Origin of the sequence: Kitasatospora sp. NBC_01539, assembly GCF_045040525.1 — a bacterium.
In the GTDB taxonomy this organism is placed as follows: domain Bacteria; phylum Actinomycetota; class Actinomycetes; order Streptomycetales; family Streptomycetaceae; genus Kitasatospora.
Window position 1 is genome coordinate 322,095 of record NZ_CP109390.1, and the last position, 18,201, is coordinate 340,295.

Below are 18,201 nucleotides of genomic sequence, written 5' to 3' on the forward strand. Positions count from 1 at the left end.
CGCCATGGCCCTGTTCCTGCTCGTGACACACGGCAGCGACGGCGACGTCCTGCCGTTCGTGAGCCTGGGCGCCGCGCTCGTCCGCGCCGGCCACCGGGCCGTGCTGCTCACCCACGCGCCGTACCGGGAGGCCGCGGCCCGCGCGGGCCTCGGCTTCGAACCGATCGACGGCGAGGACGCCTTCGAGCGGGTCCTCGCCGACACGCCCCACCTGCTCGGCGGCACGCGGGCCCGGCTCGGCTGGGACGCCTTCTACCGGCGCAACGGCATGTTCGAGCAGATCGCCGCCGAGTGCCGCACCCTGCGGCGGCTGCACTCCCCCGGCGAGACCGTCCTCGTCGGCCGCCACACCTCGGCGGTCTCGGTGCGCTTCACCGCCGAACTCCTCGGCGCACCCGCCGCCTGGGTGGCCCTCGCACCCACCCAGCTGATGGCCGCACCCGTCGCCGCCCACCTCTACGGCACCGAACTCGCCGACGGCCTGCAGGCCGTCCGCGCCGGCCTCGGGCAGCCGCCGATCCGCGACTGGCGGGCCTGGTTCGCCGCGAGCGACGCCGAGATCGGCCTGTGGCCGAGCTGGTTCGACGCCGCCGGCACCCGCTCGCCGGCCCGGACCTCCCTGACCGGCTTCCCGCTGCCCGACGGCACGGCGGACGCCCTCGGCGCCCGGCAGGCCGGGCCGACGGACGCACCGGGCACCCTGCGCGGCGGCCCCGCGGACGGGCCGGCCGACGTGTTCGGCGGTGCCTTCGCGCCCGGCGTCCGGCCCGTGCTCGCCACCGGCGGCACCGGCCGCATGCTGGACCCCGACTACTACCCGGCCCTGGTGGCCGCCGCCGCGGAGACCGGGCTGCCGACCCTCCTGGTCGTCCGGCACCGCGATCTGCTGCCGGCCTCGCTGCCCGGCAACCTCCGCTGGTCGCCCGGGCTCAGCTTCGCCGCGGCCGTGCCGCGGGCCGCCGCGGTGGTGCACCACGGCGGCATCGGCACGACCGCACGGGTGCTCGCCTCCGGCACACCGCAGGTGCTGATGGCCGACGGCATCGACCGGCCGGACAACGCCGCCCGGCTCGCCCGCTGGGGCCTGGCCCGCACGGTGCCCGCCGCCCGCTGGCGGACGGCCGACCTGCCCGCCGCCGTGCGCGCCGCGGCCTCCGACCACGGCTACCGGGCGCGGGCCCGGGCCGTCGCCGGACTGCCCGACCCGCACGGCGCCCAGGACGCCGCCGCGGACCGCCTGGTCCGGCTGCTCGACCGTACGGAGACCGCGGCCCCGGACGGCTCCGTCCGTGACCGCCTGCGCGACCTGCCGCCGCGCGACCTCGAACGGATCCGGGCGCGCCTGCGCCTGCGGCTCGACCGGCCCGCCACGGCAGCCCCGGCCGACCTGCCCGCCACGGCGACCCCGGTCACCGGGCCCGCACCGGCCGACCGGCCCGCCACGGCGATCCCGCAGCAGGCCACCGCGCGGACCGCACGCCGCGCCGGCGACGCGCCGGACGGCCTGCTGCTGGGGGTGGAGCGGTGAGGATCCTGCTCGCCCAGAACCTCATCCACCTCCCGTCGCACGGCGGCGCCAACCGGTCGAACCGGCTGCTGCTGGAACGGCTCGCCGCACGCGGCCACACCTGCACGGTCGTCGGCCCGCTCACCGGCGCGCTCGCCACCGTGACGGGCGGCGCGGCGGACGCCGTCCGCGCGCTGACCGAGCGGGGCGCCACCGTGCTGTCCGACGGACCGGACGCCGTCGTCTACACCCACCGGGGCGTCACCGTGCACGCGGTGCGCACGCCGTCCCTGCTGCCCGGGCGGGTCCGGGCGGTGGCGGCCGAGCTGCGGCCCGACCGCACGCTCGTCCCCGGCGACGATCCGGGGCACGTCATGCTGAGCGCGGCCCTGGCGGCCACCCCGGACCGGGTCGTCTACCTCGTGCACACCATCCAGCAACTGCCGTTCGGCCCCGGGGCGTTCCATCCCAGCGAGGCCGGCACCCGGATGGTGCGGCGGGCCGCCGCCGTCATGGCGGTCAGCCGGGCCGCCCGGGAGTACGTCCGGCAGCACGCCGGGCTCGACGCCCGGGTGATCCATCCGCAGGTGTACGGCGACGGACCGTTCCCCGCGCTCGGCCGGTTCGGCCGCGGAGCGGTCACCATGGTCAACCCCTGCGCGTACAAGGGCATCTCGATCCTGCTCGGCCTCGCCGACGCGCTGCCCGCAGTGCCGTTCCTGGCCGTTCCCACCTGGGGTGCCGACCGCGCGGAGCGGGAGCAGCTCGAACGCCGTCCCAACATCACCGTCGCCCCGCCGGTGGACGACATCGACGAGGTGCTGCGCCGCACCGGCGTCCTGCTGATGCCCTCGCTGTGGGACGAGACGTTCGGCTACACCTGCGTGGAGGCGATGCTCCGCGGCATCCCGGTGCTCGCGTCGGACGTCGGCGGCCTCACCGAGGCCAAGCTCGGCGTGCCGGGCCGGCTGCCCGTCCGGCCCGTCACCTCCTACCTCCCCGGCGCGGGGTCGGCCCGGCCGCTGCCCGTGGTGCCCGCGCAGGACCTCGGCCCGTGGCGGGAGGCGCTCACCGCGCTGCTCACCGACCGCGGCCACTACGAGGGCCTGGCCGCGCACTCGCGGGCCGCCGCGGCCGCGTTCGCCACCGGCCTCGACCCGGACGCCTTCGAGCACTACCTCGCCGAACCCGTCACGCCCCCGGCACCGCCCGCACCGGTGCAGCCGCCCCCCGCACCCCGCACCGGTGCCGACCCCGGTGCCGACCGGACGGCCGTGCTCCGGCTGCTCGCCGCCCGCCGGGCCGCCGCCCGGCACCCGGCACCCGACGCCGCACCCACCCAGCGCACCGAGGAGCCGACCCCGTGCTGAACCCCCTGGCCCGCCCCGGGCCCGCCCCCGCCGACGCGGCGCCGGACGGCCCGGCCGACGACGACCTGGCCACGCTGCTGCTGATCCGCCACGTCGAGCTCGCGCTGCTGCGCCTGTTCGGCGAGGGACGGGTCAGCGGCACCACCCACACCTGCCTCGGCCAGGAGTACGTGCCGGTGGCACTGGCCCCTCTGCTCCGCGCCGACGACATGGTGTTCAGCAACCACCGCGGCCACGGCCACTACCTCGCCCTGACGGGCGACGCCGACGGCCTGCTCGCCGAGGTGATGGGCCGCCAGGGCGCCGTCTGCGGCGGCGTCGGCGGCAGCCAGCACCTCTACACCGACGGCTTCCTCTCCACCGGCGTGCAGGGCGAGAGCCTGCCCGTCGCGGTCGGCGCGGCCCTGCGGCGCAGCCGGACGGGCGACGGCGCCCTCGCGCTCGCCTTCGTCGGTGACGGCACCTGGGGCGAGGGCGCAGTCTACGAGGCGCTGAACATGGCCGCGCTGTGGCACCTGCCGCTCGTCGTCGTGGTCGAGCACAACGGCATCGCGCAGTCGACGCCGACCCGGCTGCAGATGGCGGGCACCGTGCGGGCCCGCGCGGAGGCGTTCGGCGCGGCCCACCACCACTCGGCGGAGACCCGCCCCGGCGCGCTGCGCGCCGAGCTGCAGCCGCTGCTCGCGCGGGTACGGGCGGGCGGCGGCCCGCTGGTCGTCGAGCTGGACGTGCCGCGGCTCGGCCCGCACAGCAAGGGCGACGACACCCGCGGCGCCGAGGAGTTGGCGGCGCTGCACGACCGCGACTGGTACGCCGCCCGCGCGGGCGCGTCGCCCGGGCGGTTCGCCGCATGGGACGCGCGGCAGGCCGCGCTGGTCGACCGGCTGGTCGCCGAGGTGTCGGCGCGGCCCCCGTCCGACGGGCGGGCCCGCGCGAGCCGTACGGGCAGCGCGCCGGCGGTCGTCCCCGCGCCGGCGGTCGTCGACGCGGCGGCGGTCGTCGACGGCACGCCGCCGCGACGCGAGCGGGTCGCCGAGAACCTCAACCGGGCCCTGCACGGCCTGATGGAGTCCGACCCCTCCGTGCACCTGCTCGGCGAGGACGTGTCGGACCCGTACGGCGGCGCCTTCAAGGTCACCCGCGGCCTGTCGACCCGGTTCGGCGACCGGGTGCGGTCCACCCCGCTCAGCGAGGGCGCCATCACGGGCGTCGGCGCCGGTCTGGCGCTCGCCGGCGACCGGGCCGTGGTCGAGATGATGTTCGGCGACTTCGTCACCCTGGCCTTCGACCAGCTGGTCAACTTCGCCGCGAAGTCCGTCTCGATGTACGGCCGGAGAGTGCCCGTGCCGCTGCTGGTGCGCTGCCCGGTCGGGGGGCGCCGCGGCTACGGCCCCACGCACAGCCAGAGCCCGCAGAAGCACCTGCTGGGCGTGCCGGACCTCGACCTGTACGAGCTGAGCCCGTTCCACGACGCGGTGCCGCTGGTGCGGCACGCCCTCACCACGGGCACCCCGTCGGTGCTCTTCGAGGACAAGGTGCTCTACACCGAGCGGCGGTACGCCGACGGCGTCGTCGACGACGTGCTGGGCTACCGGCTCGACGGCGGCCCGCTGGGCACGGCGGTGGTCGGCCCGGCCGGCGTGGAGGAGGTCGACGCGGTGCTGATCGCGCCCGGCGGGCTCGCCCGCCGCGCGGTCGACGCCGCGCGCCTGCTCCTGCTGGAGGACGAGCTCTGCTGCCGCCTGCTGGTGCCCGTGCAGCTCCACCCGCTCGACGCCGACCGGCTCGCCGAGCTGTGCGCCGGCGCGGGCAGCGTCGTCGTGGTGGAGGACGGCACCCCCGGGGCCGGCTGGGGCACCGAGGTGGCGCACGCGCTGCACACGCGGCTCTGGTCGGAGCTGCGCGCCCCGGTGCGGGTGCTGAGCGCGGCGGACGCGGTCGTGCCGGCCGCACCGCACCTGGAGGACGAGGTGTTCCTGCAGGCCGAGGACATCCGGCGGGCGGTCCGCGCGTCGGTACAGCACGGAGAGGAACGGTCGCGGTGACGGAGTACCGGATGCCGAAGGTCAACAACAACGACGCGGCCTACACCCTGCTGGCCTGGCTGGTGCCGGACGGCGGGAAGGCGGCCGAGGGCGAGCCGCTGCTGGAGGTGGAGACGTCGAAGGCGATCGAGGAGCTGGCCGCCCCGGCCGACGGCCTGCTGGAGCAGCTGGGCCGGCCCGGGCAGGAGTACGCCCCGGGCGACCTGATCGCCCGGCTGCACGCGGACGCCGGGTCGCTGGAGGCCGCCCGGCGGCCGGTGCCGGCCGCGGCGGAGGCCGCCGTGGCAGAAGCCGCCGCACCGACGGCCGCGGCACCCGCGGACGCACCGGGCCGCAGTGAGGGCCCGGTGCTGACCGCGCCCGCCCGGGCGCTGCTCGCCGAGCTGGGCATCCCCGAGGCGGAGGCGCTCGCGCTCGGCGTGCCGCTGGTGCGGCGGGCCGAGGTGGAGCGGCTGGCGGCGGCCCGTACGGCGGCCGTGCCCGTGGGCACCGCACCCGGGGACACCGCACCCGGGGACACCGCACCCGTGGGCACCGCGCCCGGGGACACCGGCCTTCGGGCGGCAGACGTACGGGTCACCGCGCAGGCCCTGGACGCGCCGGCCGTACAGGCCGCGCAGGACCCGCCCGGCACCACGGTGACGCCGCTGCCGCGGATCCAGCGGGCGGTGGCCGCCACGGTCACCGCCGCCCACCGCGACATCCCCGCGGCGTTCACCGCCGTGGAGGTCGACGTGACGGAGGCCCTGGGCGCCGGACCCGCCCTCCGTGCGGCCGCCGGCACGCTCGTCGGGCTCCCCGAACTGACGCTCGCCGCGCTCGCCGCGCGACGCGGCACCGACCCGGCCTGCTTCGCCGCGCTGACGGCGGACGGCACGGCCACCCGGCTGGTACCCGGCGCGCACGTCGGGGTGACCTTCGACCTCGGCGGCGGACTGTTCGTGCCCGTGGTGCACGACGCCGACCGGGCCCCGCTCGGCGACCTGGCCCGCACGCTGATGCAGTACCGCATGGCGGCGCTGCGCGGTGCCTTCCGCGACCGGGAGCTGCAGGGCGCGAACATCACCCTGACCCTGCACACCGACCCCGGGGTGGCCTTCGCGCTGCCGGTGGTCTTCCCCGGGCAGGCGTGCGCCCTGTCCCTGGCGGCGCCCCGCACGGTCGTCCTGCCCGGACCCGACGGCGGGTTCCGGGCCCGCAGCCTCGTGCACCTCGGCGCCGCCTTCGACCACCGGCTGCTGAACGGCCGCCAGGTGGTGGCCCTGCTCACCGGCGTGAAGGACCTGTTGGAGGCGCCGCTGCGCCTCGCCGGGGAGGACGAGTGACCACGCCCCGCACCACCCCTCGCACCACGGACGTCCCGGACGGCCCGGACGCCGACGGCGCGCCCGGCACGGGCCCTGCGCGGCCGGACGACCGCCGCGGCCTCGCCCTGCGCCTGCTGGCGGCCCGGCGGCAGGCGGCCTCCGGCAGCCGCGGCATCCCCCGGGTGCCGCGCGGCGGCGGCCCGCTGATCTGCTCCGCGGAGCAGCGCCGGCTCTGGCTGGCCGACCGGATCGGCGGGCCGTCCGCCTCGCCGCCGGTCACCGCGGGCCTCGCGCTGGAGGGTGTGCTCGACCTCGACCGGCTGGCCGCGGCGCTGGCCGCCGTGGTCGACCGGCACCCCGTCCTGCGCACCCGCTACGCGGAGCACGACGGCGAGCCGGTGCAGTTGCTGCCCGAGCACCCGCTGACGCCCGACGAGGCCCGCACGCTGCTGGAGACGGTGGATCTGACGCCCGTCCCCGCGGAGGAGCGCGAGGCGCTCGCGCAGGCCGTCGCCGTGGAGGCGGGGAGCCACCGCTTCGACCTGGCGACCGGGCCGATGCTGCGGCTGACGGTGCTGCGGCTGGCACCCGACCGTCACCGGCTGCTGCTGGTCTGCCACCACATCGCGGCCGACGCCCGGTCGGCGGCCCTGCTGACGGGCCGACTGGCCGACGCCTACCGGGCGCTCGCCGCCACCGACACGGCCGCTCCCACCGACACGACCGACGCAACCGACGCGGCCGACGCGGCGGAGCCGGAAGGGCCGGACTACGCGGACTACGCGGTGTGGTCGCGGCACCGCCTGGACCAGGTGCTGCCCGAGCGGCTCGCCTACTGGCGGCACCGGCTGCAGGGTGCCGCGCCCGTACTCGAGCTCGGCCTGGCCGCCCCGCGGGAGGCCCGGGCGGCGACGGGGCGCAGCACGGCCTCGGTGACCGTGCGGCTGACCGCCGGGACGGTGGAGCGGCTGCGCGCGGTCGGGGCGGGCGCGCGGCTGACGGCGCACACCGTGCTGCTCGCCGGGTTCCTGGTGGTGGTGGCGCGCTGCGCGGACCGGCGGGACGTCACGGTGGGTGTGGTCTCGGGCGGCCGGCCGCACCGTGACCTCGACCCCGTGGTGGGCTGTTTCACCGATCTGCTGCCGCTGCGGGTCTCGCTCGCGGACGATCCGGCGTTCCGGGTGCTCGCGCTGCGCGTGCGGGACGCGCTCGCGGCGGGCCTGGCGCAGGCCGCGCCGTTCGACCGGATCGTGGCGGCCGCGGCCCCGCGCCGGGCGCCGGGCGTGCACCCGCTGTTCCAGGTGCTGTTCGTGGAAAGGGACGAGGGCACCGCGGTCGCCGGGGCGCCGGACACGGGCTGGGGCCCGGGGGTGGACGCGCACCCCTGGGGCCAGGAGGTCGACGGCACCGCCTACGACCTCACGCTGGCGGCGGGCGCCGGACCGGACGGCGCGGAGCTGGTGCTGACGTATCCGTGCGCGCGGTACACGCGGAAGTCCGTCACGGGCCTGGCCGAGGCGCTCGCCGAGCTGCTGGCGGAGCTGGCGGAGCGGCCGGACGCCCCGGTGAGCACGCTGCGGACGGCCGAGCCCTGGCGGGCGCCCGTGCGGGCCGCCGCGCCGACCGGCCGGGCGGCCGTCGCCACGACCGGCGCGGCAGCCGCACCGGCGGGCGGCGGCCCGGTCGGGGAGTTGCGAGCCCTCTGGTGCGAGGTCCTGGGCCGGGCCGGGGTCGGCGACCACGACGACCTCTTCGCCCTCGGCGGCGACTCGCTGGCCGTCGTGCGGATCGCCGCGCGCATCGAGGAGCGGTACGGCGTGGCCGTCCCGGCCTCGGCCTTCTTCGAATCCCCCACCCCTGCCGGATTCGGCGCGGTACTCGCCCGTCTCACCGAGGAGCACCAGCATGTCTGACCGCGAGTACCCGCTGACGCCGGGGCAGGAACGGATGTGGTTCCTGCAGCGCGTCGACCCGGACGACGTGTCGGAGAACCTCGTCACCGTGCGCCGTCTGACCGGCCCGCTCGATCCGGCGGCGTTCCAGCGGGCGGTGGACACCGTGGTCGGCCGGCACGAGCCGCTGCGCGCCTCGTTCGCCGAGGTCGACGGTGCGCCCGTGCAGCGGATCGACGGCGGGGCGCGGGTCGGGGTGGCGGTGCACGACCTGCGGGCGGCCGCCGACCCGGAGGCGGCCGCGGTGAGCCGTGCGGGGCGGCGCGGCCTGGAGCCGTACGCACCGGACCGCGGCCCGCTGCTGCGGGTGGAGCTGTACCGCACCGGGGAGCGGACGCACGTGCTGCTGGTCGCGGCGCACCACCTGGTCTCCGACGGCTGGTCGATCCGGCTGCTGCTCGACGAGCTCGTCACCGCGCACGACGCGGCGGTGGCCGGCCAGGTGCCCCGACTGCCGTCCGTGGAGGGCGGTTTCGGCGATCACGTGATGTGGCAGCGGTCCCGGGCGGCGGGACCGGCGGCGGACCGGGCGCTGGCCCACTGGTCGGCCGAGCTGGCGGCGCCGCCGGCTCGCGGGCTGCCCCCGGCGGCGGCTCCGGCCCGCCCGGCACCCGACCGCGACCGGGCGACCTCCTGGGTGCGGGCCGGGGTCGACGGCGCCCTCGCGGCAGCCGTGGAGGGGTGCGCCCGCAGCCGCGGGTGCACGCCGTTCATGGCCTGGCTGGCGCTCTACCAGCTGCTGGTGGCCCGGCACACCGGGCAGGACGACCTGGTGGTGGGTGCGCCGACGGCCGGGCGCGAGCGCAGCGCCGACGAGCACCTGATCGGGTGCTTCACCGCGGTGCTGCCGCTGCGCGCCGACCTCGGCGGCGACGTCACCTTCGAGGGCCTGCTCGACCGCACCCGGTCGGCCGTCACCGGGGCGCTCTCCCACCCGCAGGTGCCGTACGAGCGGCTGCTCGGCGCCCTGGGCACGGCCCGCGAGGAGGGGCAGCGGCAGTTGTTCCGGCACTGGTTCAACCTGCACACGGAGGCGGCACCGGCGCCTGCGCGGGCTGCCGCCGCGTCCGGCGCCACGGCGCCCGGGGTGCTGCGGGTCGAGGCGCTGCCGGGCGAGCCCGCGCCGACGCCGTTCGACACCGCGCTGGACGCCTGGCCGCACGCCGACGGCCTCCACCTGGTGCTGGGTCACGACCCGGCGGTGCTGGACGGCGCGGCCGCGCAGGCCCTGCTGGACAGACTGCCGCTGCTGGCCCGGGCCGCCGTGGCGCAGCCCGGCGTGCCGGTGGCCGAGCTGTCGCTCCTGGCGCCCGGCGAACACGGCTCGCTGCTGCACGGTCCGGCCGACACCGCGGCGGCGGGTGACGAGGACGAGACGGTGGTCTCGCTGCTGCTCCGCCAGGCCGCCCGTACGCCCGACGCGCCGGCCGTACGCGACGGCGAACGGGTGCTCAGCTACCGGGAGTTGCTGGCCGAGGCGCAGCGGGCGGCAGTCGCCGTGCGCGCGATGGGAGCGCTCCCAGGGACGCCGGTGGGGCTCCACGGCGAGCGGTCGGCCGCGTCGGTCGCCGGGATCTGGGGCATCCTCCTCGCCGGCTGTGGCTACCTGCCGCTCGACCCCGGCCTGCCGCCCGAACGGGCCCGGGCCATGCTCAACCGGGCCGGCGCCACCGCCGTCCTGACCACCACCGCCACGACCACCACCGCCACAACCGCCTCCGGCACGACGGATGCCGGCCTCGGGCTGCCGACCGCGGCGCTCTCCCCCCACATCGCCGACCCCGGCACGCCCGCCCACCCCACCGATCCCGCCCACCCCGCCGATCCCGCCACGTTCGCCGACCCGGCCGGGCCCGCGCCCGGCGACCTCGCCTACGTCCTGCACACCTCCGGCTCCACCGGCGAGCCCAAGGCGGTGGCCGTCCCCCATCGCGCCCTCACCGCGCGGGTGCGCTGGATGGGCGAGGCCTACGGCCTCGGCCCCGGCGAGCGCGTGCTGCAGTTCGCCGCGCTGGGCTTCGACACCCACGTGGAGGAGATCTTCCCCGCCCTCACCCACGGTGCGGAGGTCGTGCTGCTGCCCGTGCCCGCCGCCGAACTCCCCGACTGGCTGGGCGGCCCCGACGGCGGCGCCCTGACCGTCCTCGACCTGCCCACCGCCTACTGGCAGGAGCTCGTGGCCGCCGGTCCCTCCGTGCCGTGGCCACCCGCGCTGCGCACCGTGGTGCTCGGCGGCGACCAGGTCGCGGCGGCCTCGGTGGCGGCCTGGCGCGAACGGTTCGGCGACCGGGTCGAGCTGTGGAACACGTACGGCCCCACCGAGGCCGCCGTGATCGCCACCGCGACCCGGCTCGGCGCCGCCGACACCCACGGGCGGCCCGGCATCGGCCGCCCGATCGCCGCCACCGGCGCGTACGTGCTGGACGACGGCCGGCGCCCGGTGCCGGCCGGCGTGCCCGGCGAGCTGTGGCTGGCCGGGGCCGGGATCGCCGACGGCTACCTCGGCCGCGCCGACCTCACCGCGGACCGCTTCACCGACGACCCGTACGGACCGCCCGGCCCGGGGGCGCCCCCGGCGGCGGCGGGCCGCGGGCGGATGTACCGGACGGGCGACCTCGCCCGGCTGCGGCCCGACGGCACGCTGGAGTTCCTCGGCCGCCGCGACCGGCAGCTCAAGGTGCGCGGCCACCGGGTCGAACCGGCCGAGGTGGAGGCCGCCCTGCTGCGCCACCCCGGCGTCGCCCGGGCCGTCGTGGACCTGCACGACGATGCGGGCCGGCAGACGCTGGCCGCCTGGGTGGTCGCCGCCCCCGGCACCGACGCGCCGCAGCCCGACGCCCTGCGGCGGCATCTGCGCGGGCTCCTGCCCGCCCACCTCGTCCCGGACGCCTACGCGGTGCTGGACCGGCTGCCGTTGACCGTCCGCGGCAAGGTCGACCGCGCCGCCCTCCCCGCGCCCGGTGGCGCCGCGGACGGTGCGACCGGCCCCGCCACCGTCCGCACCCCGCCGCGGACCGACGCCGAACACCTGGTCGCCGAGGTGTGGGCCGAGGTGCTCGGCCTCGAACAGGTCGGCGTGCACGACGACTTCTTCACCCTGGGCGGCCACTCACTGCTCGCCGTCCGGGTGCTGGCCCGGCTGCGGGCCGCCCTCGGGCTCGACCTCCCGGTGCGCACCCTGTTCACCGCACCGACCGTGGCCGGCACGGCCGCGGCCGTGGAGGACCTCCTGCTCGCCGAGATCGACGCCCTCAGCGACGACGAGGTGCACGCACTGATCCAGGAAGGGGGCCCGGCGAGATGACCACCGGCGCCGACACCGCACGACCGCACGACGCACGGGCCGAACTCCTCGCCCGACGGCTGCGCACGGCCCGCACCGCAGGCCCGGTCACGACCGTGCCCCGGCGGCCGGAGGGCAGCGAACCGCCGCTGTCCTTCGCCCAGGAGCGGCTCTGGTTCATGGACCGGTTCGTGCCCGACAGCACCGCCTACACCGTGCCCCTGGTCGTCCGGCTGCGCGGTCCGCTCGACACCGCACGGCTGGTCCGGGCGGTGGAACGCGTCGTCGCCCGGCACGAGAGCCTGCGGATGCGCTTCCCCACCGCCGAGGACGGCACCCCGCGGGTCGTCGTCGACCCGCCCGGCCGTTTCCGGCCGACCGTCCGCACGGCCGATCCGGACCTCGGGCCGGAGGCCCGCGAGGAGCAGCTGAGCCGCTGGGTGCAGGAGGAGACCGGCAGGCCCTTCGACCTCGCCGACGGCCCCGTCGTCCGCGCGTGTCTGCTGCGGGCCGACCCGGAGGACCACCGGCTGGTCGTGGTGCAGCACCACATCGTCTCCGACGGGTGGTCGAGCGAGCTGTTCCTGCGCGAGCTGCTCGACGACTACCGCGCCGGTCACCCGGCCGACACCGCTCCGGTCGCCGAACCCGCCGTCCGCTACGGCGACTTCGCGGCCTGGCAGCGCGAGCGCTACCAGGGCGCCGTACGCCGGGCCGACCTCGCGCACTGGCGCGCCCGGCTCGACGGCGTGCCCCCGCTCGACCTGCCCACCGACCGGCCCCGCCCCGCCGTGCCCAGCCTGCGCGGCGCCGGGCACGGCATCGCGCTCGACCCCGACCTGAGCCGGGCCGTCCTGGCGCTCGGCGCCGCCCACGGCGCCACGCCCTACATGACGCTCCTCGCCGCCTACCAGGCGCTGCTGGCTCGCTGGTGCGGGCAGGAGGACTTCGCGGTGGGCTCCACCGTCGCCGGCCGCACGCTGCCCGAACTGGAGCCGCTGGTCGGCCTGTTCGCCAACGTGCTGGCGCTGCGCGCCGATCTCTCCGGCGACCCGTCCTTCGCCGCGCTGCTGGCCGGGGTCCGCGACCGGTTCGTGGCCGACCTGGCCCACCAGGACATGCCGTTCGAGCAGCTCGTCGAGGAGCTCGCGCTGCCCCGCGACCCGGGCCGGCCGCCGGTGTTCCAGACCTCCTTCACCCTGCTCAACTACGAGCGTGCCGAGGCGTCCGCCGCCGGCCGCGGCGACGGCCCGACGGTGGAGCACCACCCGTTCACCACCGGCTCCACCCGGTTCGACCTGGAGCTGTACCTGCGGCACACCGACGAGGGGCTGCACGGCTTCTTCACGTACAGTTCCGACCTGTTCGACCCGGCCACCCTCGCGCGGCTGGCCGAGCTCTTCCGGCGGATGCTGCAGCAGGTCGCGCTCCACCCCGAACTCCCGCTCTCCCGGCTCGACCTGACGGACGAGGCCGAACACCGCACCGCGCTCGCGGAGTGGAACGGCGCCGTCGTCGACCTCGCCCCCGGCACCCTGCACGGGCGCTTCGAGCAGCAGGCGGCCCGCACGCCGGACCGCACCTGCCTCACCGTCGACGCCACCGGCGATGTCCTGACATACCGTCAACTCGACTCCATGGCCGAGGCGCTGGCCGTCCGACTGCGCGGCCACGGCGTCGGACCGGAGAAGATCGTCGCCGTGTGCGCGGAGCGCTCCGCCGAGCTCGTCGCCGGCCTGCTGGGCGTGCTCAAGGCCGGCGGCGCCTACCTGCCCCTCGACCCGGACCACCCGGCGGACCGCCTGGCCGGCATGCTCGGCGACGCAGCACCCCCGGTGCTGCTCGTACAGGACGCCGTCCGCGACCGCCTCCCCGCCGAACTCCCCGCCGGCACGCTCGTGATCGGCCTCGACGACCCCGCCCTGTGGCACCAGCCGGCCGACGGCGCCGACCGGCCCGCGGGCCGCCCCGCCGGGCCCGACGACGCGGCGTACGTCATCTTCACCTCCGGCTCCACCGGCCGGCCCAAGGGGGTCGTCTGCACCCACCGTGGCATCGACAACCGGCTCGACTGGATGCAGCGCGCCTACCCGCTGGGCCCCGACGACGCCGTGCTCCAGAAGACCCCGGCCGCCTTCGACGTCTCCGTCTGGGAGCTGTTCTGGCCGCTCCGCGAAGGCGCCCGCCTCGTGATGGCCCGCCCCGGCGGCCACCGCGACGGCGCCTACCTGCGCGACGCCGTCATCCGCCACTCCGTCACCACCGTGCACTTCGTGCCGTCCATGCTCGCCGTCCTCCTCGCCGAGGACGGCGTCGAACGGTGCACCACCCTGCGCACCATGGTCTGCAGCGGCGAGGAACTGCCCGCCGACCTCGCCCGCCGCGCCCTCGCCCGCCTCCCCGGCTGCGCCCTCCACAACCTCTACGGGCCCACCGAGGCGTCCGTCGACTGCACCGCCTGGACGTGCACACCGGAGGCCCTGGAGGGGCTGCGCCGCACGCCCATCGGCCGGCCGATCCAGAACATGCGCGTCCACCTCCTCGACCGGCACGGCCGCCCGGTGCCCACCGGACTGCCCGGCGAACTCCACATCGCCGGGCCCGGCGTGGCCCGCGGCTACCTCGGCAGGCCCGAGCTCACCGCCGAACGCTTCCGCGACGACCCGTGGGGCCCGCCCGGCGCGCGCATGTACGCCAGTGGCGACCTCGCCCGCCATCTGCCCGACGGCACCATCGACTACCTCGGCCGCACCGACCAGCAGGTCAAACTGCACGGCCTGCGCATCGAACCCGGCGAGATCGAGGCCGCCCTGCGGGCCCTGCCCGGCGTCCGGGACGCCGCCGTGACCGTCCGCGAGGACCGGCCGGGCGACCGCCGGCTCGTCGCGTACACCGTGCCCGACGGCTCCGGCGCCGACACCGGCGCCGCCGCCCTCCGCGCCGGGCTGCGCCGTACCCTGCCCGACTCCATGCTGCCCTCCGCGCACGTCACCCTGGACGCGCTGCCCGTCGGCCCGACCGGCAAGCTCGACCGTGCCGCGCTGCCCGCCCCGGTGCTCGCCCCCGCCACCGGCGAGCGGGCCGAGCCGACCACCGACGCGGAACTCGCCGTCGCCGCGGTCTGGGCCGAAGCGCTCGGAATCCCCACCCCGGGGCTCGACGACGACTTCTTCGCCCTCGGCGGGCACTCCCTCCTCGGCATCCGCGTCGTGGCCAGGCTGCGGGCCACCCTCCCGGGCGGCGCGGCGCTCTCCCTGATGGACCTCTTCAAGCACCCCACCGTCCGCGCCCTGGCGGCGCTGGCCGACACCCCGGCAGCCGACCGCGGACCCGCCCGCGTCCTGCACGAACTGACACCCCGGCAGACCTGCGAGCCGGCCCTCACCCTGGTCTGCATCCCGTACGGCGGCGGCAGCGCCGCCGTCTACCAGCCGCTCGCCGAGGCCCTGCCGCCGGGCCACGCCCTGCTGGCGCTGGCCGGCACCGGCGAGGAGATGGGACTGGCCGAGCGCCGCGCCGCGTTCCCCGAGCTGGTCGCCGCGGCCGTCGCCGAGATCCGTTCGCAGGTGCGCGGCCCCGTCGCGCTGTACGGGCACTGCGGGGTCGGCGGCGCCCTGGCCGTCGCCCTCGCGCTGGCCCTGGAGGAGAGCGGGCGGGCGGTCGACGCCGTCTACGTCGGCGGCATCTTCCCCTTCGCCCGGCCCCGCGGACCGCTCGTCCGGCTGCTCGCCCGGCTGGAGCGCCTGGGCAGCGACCGGCGCTACCGCGACTGGCTCACCTCCCTGGGCCTCGGCCTGGACGAGGTCGACCCGGAGCAGGCCCGCCGCATGGTGCACGACCTGCGCACCGACAACATCGAGGCCGAGGAGTACTTCACCGCGCTGCTGCGACGCCGGGTGACGCCGCTGGCGGCGCCGGTGATCTCCGTCGTCGGCGAGCGGGACGACATCACCTCCTACCACGAGGAGCGGTTCAGGGAGTGGCACTTCGTCACCGGCACCACCGCCCTGGTGGTCCTGGACGAGGCCGGGCACTACTTCCTCAAGTACCGCGCCGAGGAGGTCGCCGCGATCGTCACCGGGGTCCACCCGGCGCTGGCCGCCGACCGCACCCCCACGGCCCCCGAACCGAGCTCCGAACCGAGCTCCGAACCGAGCTCCGGGACGGTCGGCGGGCGGCCCGGTACCGCACCGCCGCGGGCCTGGCGCCTCGCCGACGTGTCGAGCCGCTCCCCCGACGCCGCCCCCGCCCCCACCGGGCCCGACGCCACCCCGGCGACCGACGCCACCCCGGCGACCGGCCCGGCCCCGCGCGGCGTCCGGCGCAGGCCCCCGGCACCGGGCATGCCGCGCTTCCTCGCCGTGGCGGCGGGCCAACTGGTCTCCATGGCGGGTACGGCGACCACCGAGTTCGCCCTGCCGCTCTGGCTCTACCTCAGCAGCAACTCGCTGCTGCAGCTCGCCCTGCTCTCGTCGCTCGCACTGGTGCCCGGCCTGCTGGCGGCCCCGGTCGCGGGCACCGTCGCCGACCGGTACAGCCGCCGGGCCGTCATGATCACGGCCGACGCGGCCGCCGGTCTCACCCAGGCCGCGATGCTCGGGCTGCTGCTCGCCGACGCCCTCGCCAGGCCGGCGGTCTACGCCCTGATGACGGTGCTGTCGGTCGCCCTGACGTTCCAGCGGATCGCCTACTCCTCCGCCGTGCCCCAACTGGTGCCCAAGCGGTACCTGGGCCACGCCAACGGTCTCGTCCAGGCAGCCGGCGGCATCGTGCAGTTCGCCGTGCCGCTGGCGGCCACCGCGGCCCTGGCCACGGTCGGGCTGCGCGGCATCCTGATCGCCGACGTCTGCACCTACGTGGTGGCGGTGGCGGTGACCGCCTCGCTGCGCTTCCCGCGGAGCCTGGGGTGGCGCCGCCGGGAGAGCGTGGGCGAGGAGATCCGGGCCGGGTTCCGGCTGGCCACGGGCACGCCGGGATTCCGCGCGATGCTGTTCTTCTTCGCCGGGACGAACCTGCTCGTCGGGCCGCTCTTCATCTTCTTCCAGCCGCTCGTGCTGGGCTTCGGCACCCTGGCGGACGTCGCCCGGGTGTCGCTCGCGGGCGGTCTCGGCATCATGGCCGGCGGCACCCTCATGGCGGTCTGGGGCGGCCCGTCGCAGCGCAGGATGCACGGCGTGCTGACCTCCTTCCTGCTCCTCGCCGCGGGCTGCCTGGTCACCGGGCTGCGGCCGTCGACGACGGTGGTCGCGGCCGGTGTGTTCGGGATGTTCCTCGGGCTCACCGTCATGAACACCATCTACGCGACGATCGTGCAGGTGAAGATCCCGGCCCGGTTCCACGGCCGCGCGTTCGCCGTCAACACGGTGTTCGCGTGGTGCACCATGCCGATCGGCTTCGTCGTGCTGGGGCCGGGCACGGCCGCTCTGCTCCAGCCCGCCCTGGACCCGGGCGGCGCGCTGGCCGGCACCGTCGGCCTGGTGGTCGGCACCGGGCCCGGTCGCGGCCTCGGCCTCACCTACGTGCTGTTCGCGCTGGTGCTGGCCGCGGTGGGCCTGCTCGCCCGGCGGATCACCGTCCTCGCCCGCTTCGACCGGGACGTGCCCGACGCCCGCGCCGACGACCTCGTCGGCCTGGACGCGCTGCAGGAGCGGGCCGCCGCCGGGCGGCCCTGACCACCCGTCGGCAGCCACCCGGCCACCCGTCGGCGGTGGCCGGGCCCGGCGCGCCGGAGGACGGCGGAACGGCCCGGGAGCATCAAAGCGGTTGACGGGCGGAGGGCCCGGCCGATTGCATCGACCCCGGCCGCTCCCCCGCCCGGAAGGTCCCGCATGAGCGCTCCCCGGCTGCACGCCGACGAGATCACCGTCGACCACGCCCTGGTACGGGCGCTGGTCGCCGCGCAGTTCCCGCAGTGGGCGGGGCTCCCCCTCGCCCGGGTCGAACCGGGCGGCACCACCAACGCGATGTACCGGCTCGGCGACGGCCTGGCCGTCCGCCTCCCCCGCACCGCGGGGGCGGTCGGCGACGTGGAGCGGGAGCACCGGTGGCTGCCACGGCTGGCGCCGCACCTGCCGGCCGCGGTACCGGTGCCGCTGGGCCGGGGCGTGCCGGGCGAGGGCTACCCGCTGCCGTGGTCGGTCTACCGCTGGCTCGACGGGGAGACCGTGGCGGCCGGCCGGGTCGCCGAACCCGCCCTGCTCGCCGCGGACCTGGCGGCCTTCCTCACCGCCCTGCACCGGATCGACCCCGGCGGTGCGCCGGTCTCGTTCCGGGGCGGCGCGCTCGCCGACCGGGACGCCGGCACGCGGGCCGCGATCGGACGCCTCCGCGGAAGGGTCGACACCGCGGCCGTGACCACCGCCTGGGAGGAGGCGCTACGGGCGCCCGCGTGGGCCGGCCCGCCCGTCTGGATCCACGCCGACCTGCAGCCGGGCAACGTGCTGGTCGCGCACGGGCGCCTCGGCGCCGTCATCGACTTCGGCTGCCTGGGGCTGGGCGATCCCGCCGTCGACCTCATCGCGGCCTGGTACCTGCTGCCGGCCGGCGCGCGCGACGTCCTGCGGACCGGTACGCGGGCCGACGGGGCGAGCTGGGCCCGGGGCCGCGGCTGGGCGCTGTCGATCGCGCTCGACGAGCTCTGGTACTACGCGGAGACCGACCCGGGCATGGCGGGGACCGCGCGCCGTGTCGTCGGGCGGATCCTCGCCGACCGGGCGCACGGCGGCCGATGACACCGC

General features: G+C 77.5%; 8 protein-coding genes. All 8 read left to right on the top strand.

The window, feature by feature from the left end:
• Nucleotides 1-4: 4 nt before the first annotated feature.
• The 8 genes from OG335_RS01340 to OG335_RS01375 all read left to right on the top strand — a co-directional run bounded on the left by OG335_RS01340 (nt 5) and on the right by OG335_RS01375 (nt 18,195).
• Nucleotides 5-1,528: a glycosyltransferase gene (locus OG335_RS01340; RefSeq protein ID WP_405009084.1), complete on the top strand. Its 1,524-nt coding sequence runs from the start codon at nt 5-7 to the stop codon at nt 1,526-1,528.
• Nucleotides 1,525-2,877, top strand: coding sequence for a glycosyltransferase family 4 protein (locus OG335_RS01345; RefSeq protein ID WP_405009085.1), 1,353 nt, complete (start codon nt 1,525-1,527; stop codon nt 2,875-2,877). The genes OG335_RS01340 and OG335_RS01345 overlap by 4 nt, the downstream gene beginning before the upstream one ends.
• Nucleotides 2,871-4,922, top strand: coding sequence for a dehydrogenase E1 component subunit alpha/beta (locus tag OG335_RS01350; protein WP_405009086.1), 2,052 nt, complete (start codon nt 2,871-2,873; stop codon nt 4,920-4,922). The genes OG335_RS01345 and OG335_RS01350 overlap by 7 nt, the downstream gene beginning before the upstream one ends.
• On the top strand, nt 4,919-6,247 hold the full coding sequence (locus tag OG335_RS01355; RefSeq protein ID WP_405009087.1) for a 2-oxo acid dehydrogenase subunit E2: 1,329 nt from the start codon (nt 4,919-4,921) through the stop codon (nt 6,245-6,247). Before OG335_RS01350 ends, OG335_RS01355 begins: the two co-directional genes overlap by 4 nt.
• On the top strand, nt 6,244-8,142 hold the full coding sequence (locus OG335_RS01360; protein WP_405009088.1) for a condensation domain-containing protein: 1,899 nt from the start codon (nt 6,244-6,246) through the stop codon (nt 8,140-8,142). Before OG335_RS01355 ends, OG335_RS01360 begins: the two co-directional genes overlap by 4 nt.
• A complete protein-coding gene (locus tag OG335_RS01365; RefSeq protein WP_405009089.1) occupies nt 8,135-11,485 on the top strand; it encodes an amino acid adenylation domain-containing protein in 3,351 nt (1,116 codons plus the stop codon). Before OG335_RS01360 ends, OG335_RS01365 begins: the two co-directional genes overlap by 8 nt.
• The gene (locus OG335_RS01370) at nt 11,482-17,136 is read left to right on the top strand and encodes an amino acid adenylation domain-containing protein (protein WP_405009090.1); all 5,655 of its coding nucleotides are present in this window, start codon (nt 11,482-11,484) and stop codon (nt 17,134-17,136) included. Before OG335_RS01365 ends, OG335_RS01370 begins: the two co-directional genes overlap by 4 nt.
• Before the next feature lie 156 nt (nt 17,137-17,292).
• Nucleotides 17,293-18,195: an aminoglycoside phosphotransferase family protein gene (locus OG335_RS01375; RefSeq protein ID WP_405009091.1), complete on the top strand. Its 903-nt coding sequence runs from the start codon at nt 17,293-17,295 to the stop codon at nt 18,193-18,195.
• The last annotated feature ends 6 nt before the right edge of the window (nt 18,196-18,201 follow it).

What these genes read in the sequence shown, in the direction of transcription:
- OG335_RS01340 (WP_405009084.1), top strand. Translation starts at nt 5, where the DNA reads ATGGCCCTGTTCCTGCTCGTGACACACGGCAGCGACGGCGACGTCCTG.
- OG335_RS01365 (WP_405009089.1), top strand. Translation starts at nt 8,135, where the DNA reads ATGTCTGACCGCGAGTACCCGCTGACGCCGGGGCAGGAACGGATGTGG.
- OG335_RS01370 (WP_405009090.1), top strand. Translation starts at nt 11,482, where the DNA reads ATGACCACCGGCGCCGACACCGCACGACCGCACGACGCACGGGCCGAA.
- OG335_RS01375 (WP_405009091.1), top strand. Translation starts at nt 17,293, where the DNA reads ATGAGCGCTCCCCGGCTGCACGCCGACGAGATCACCGTCGACCACGCC.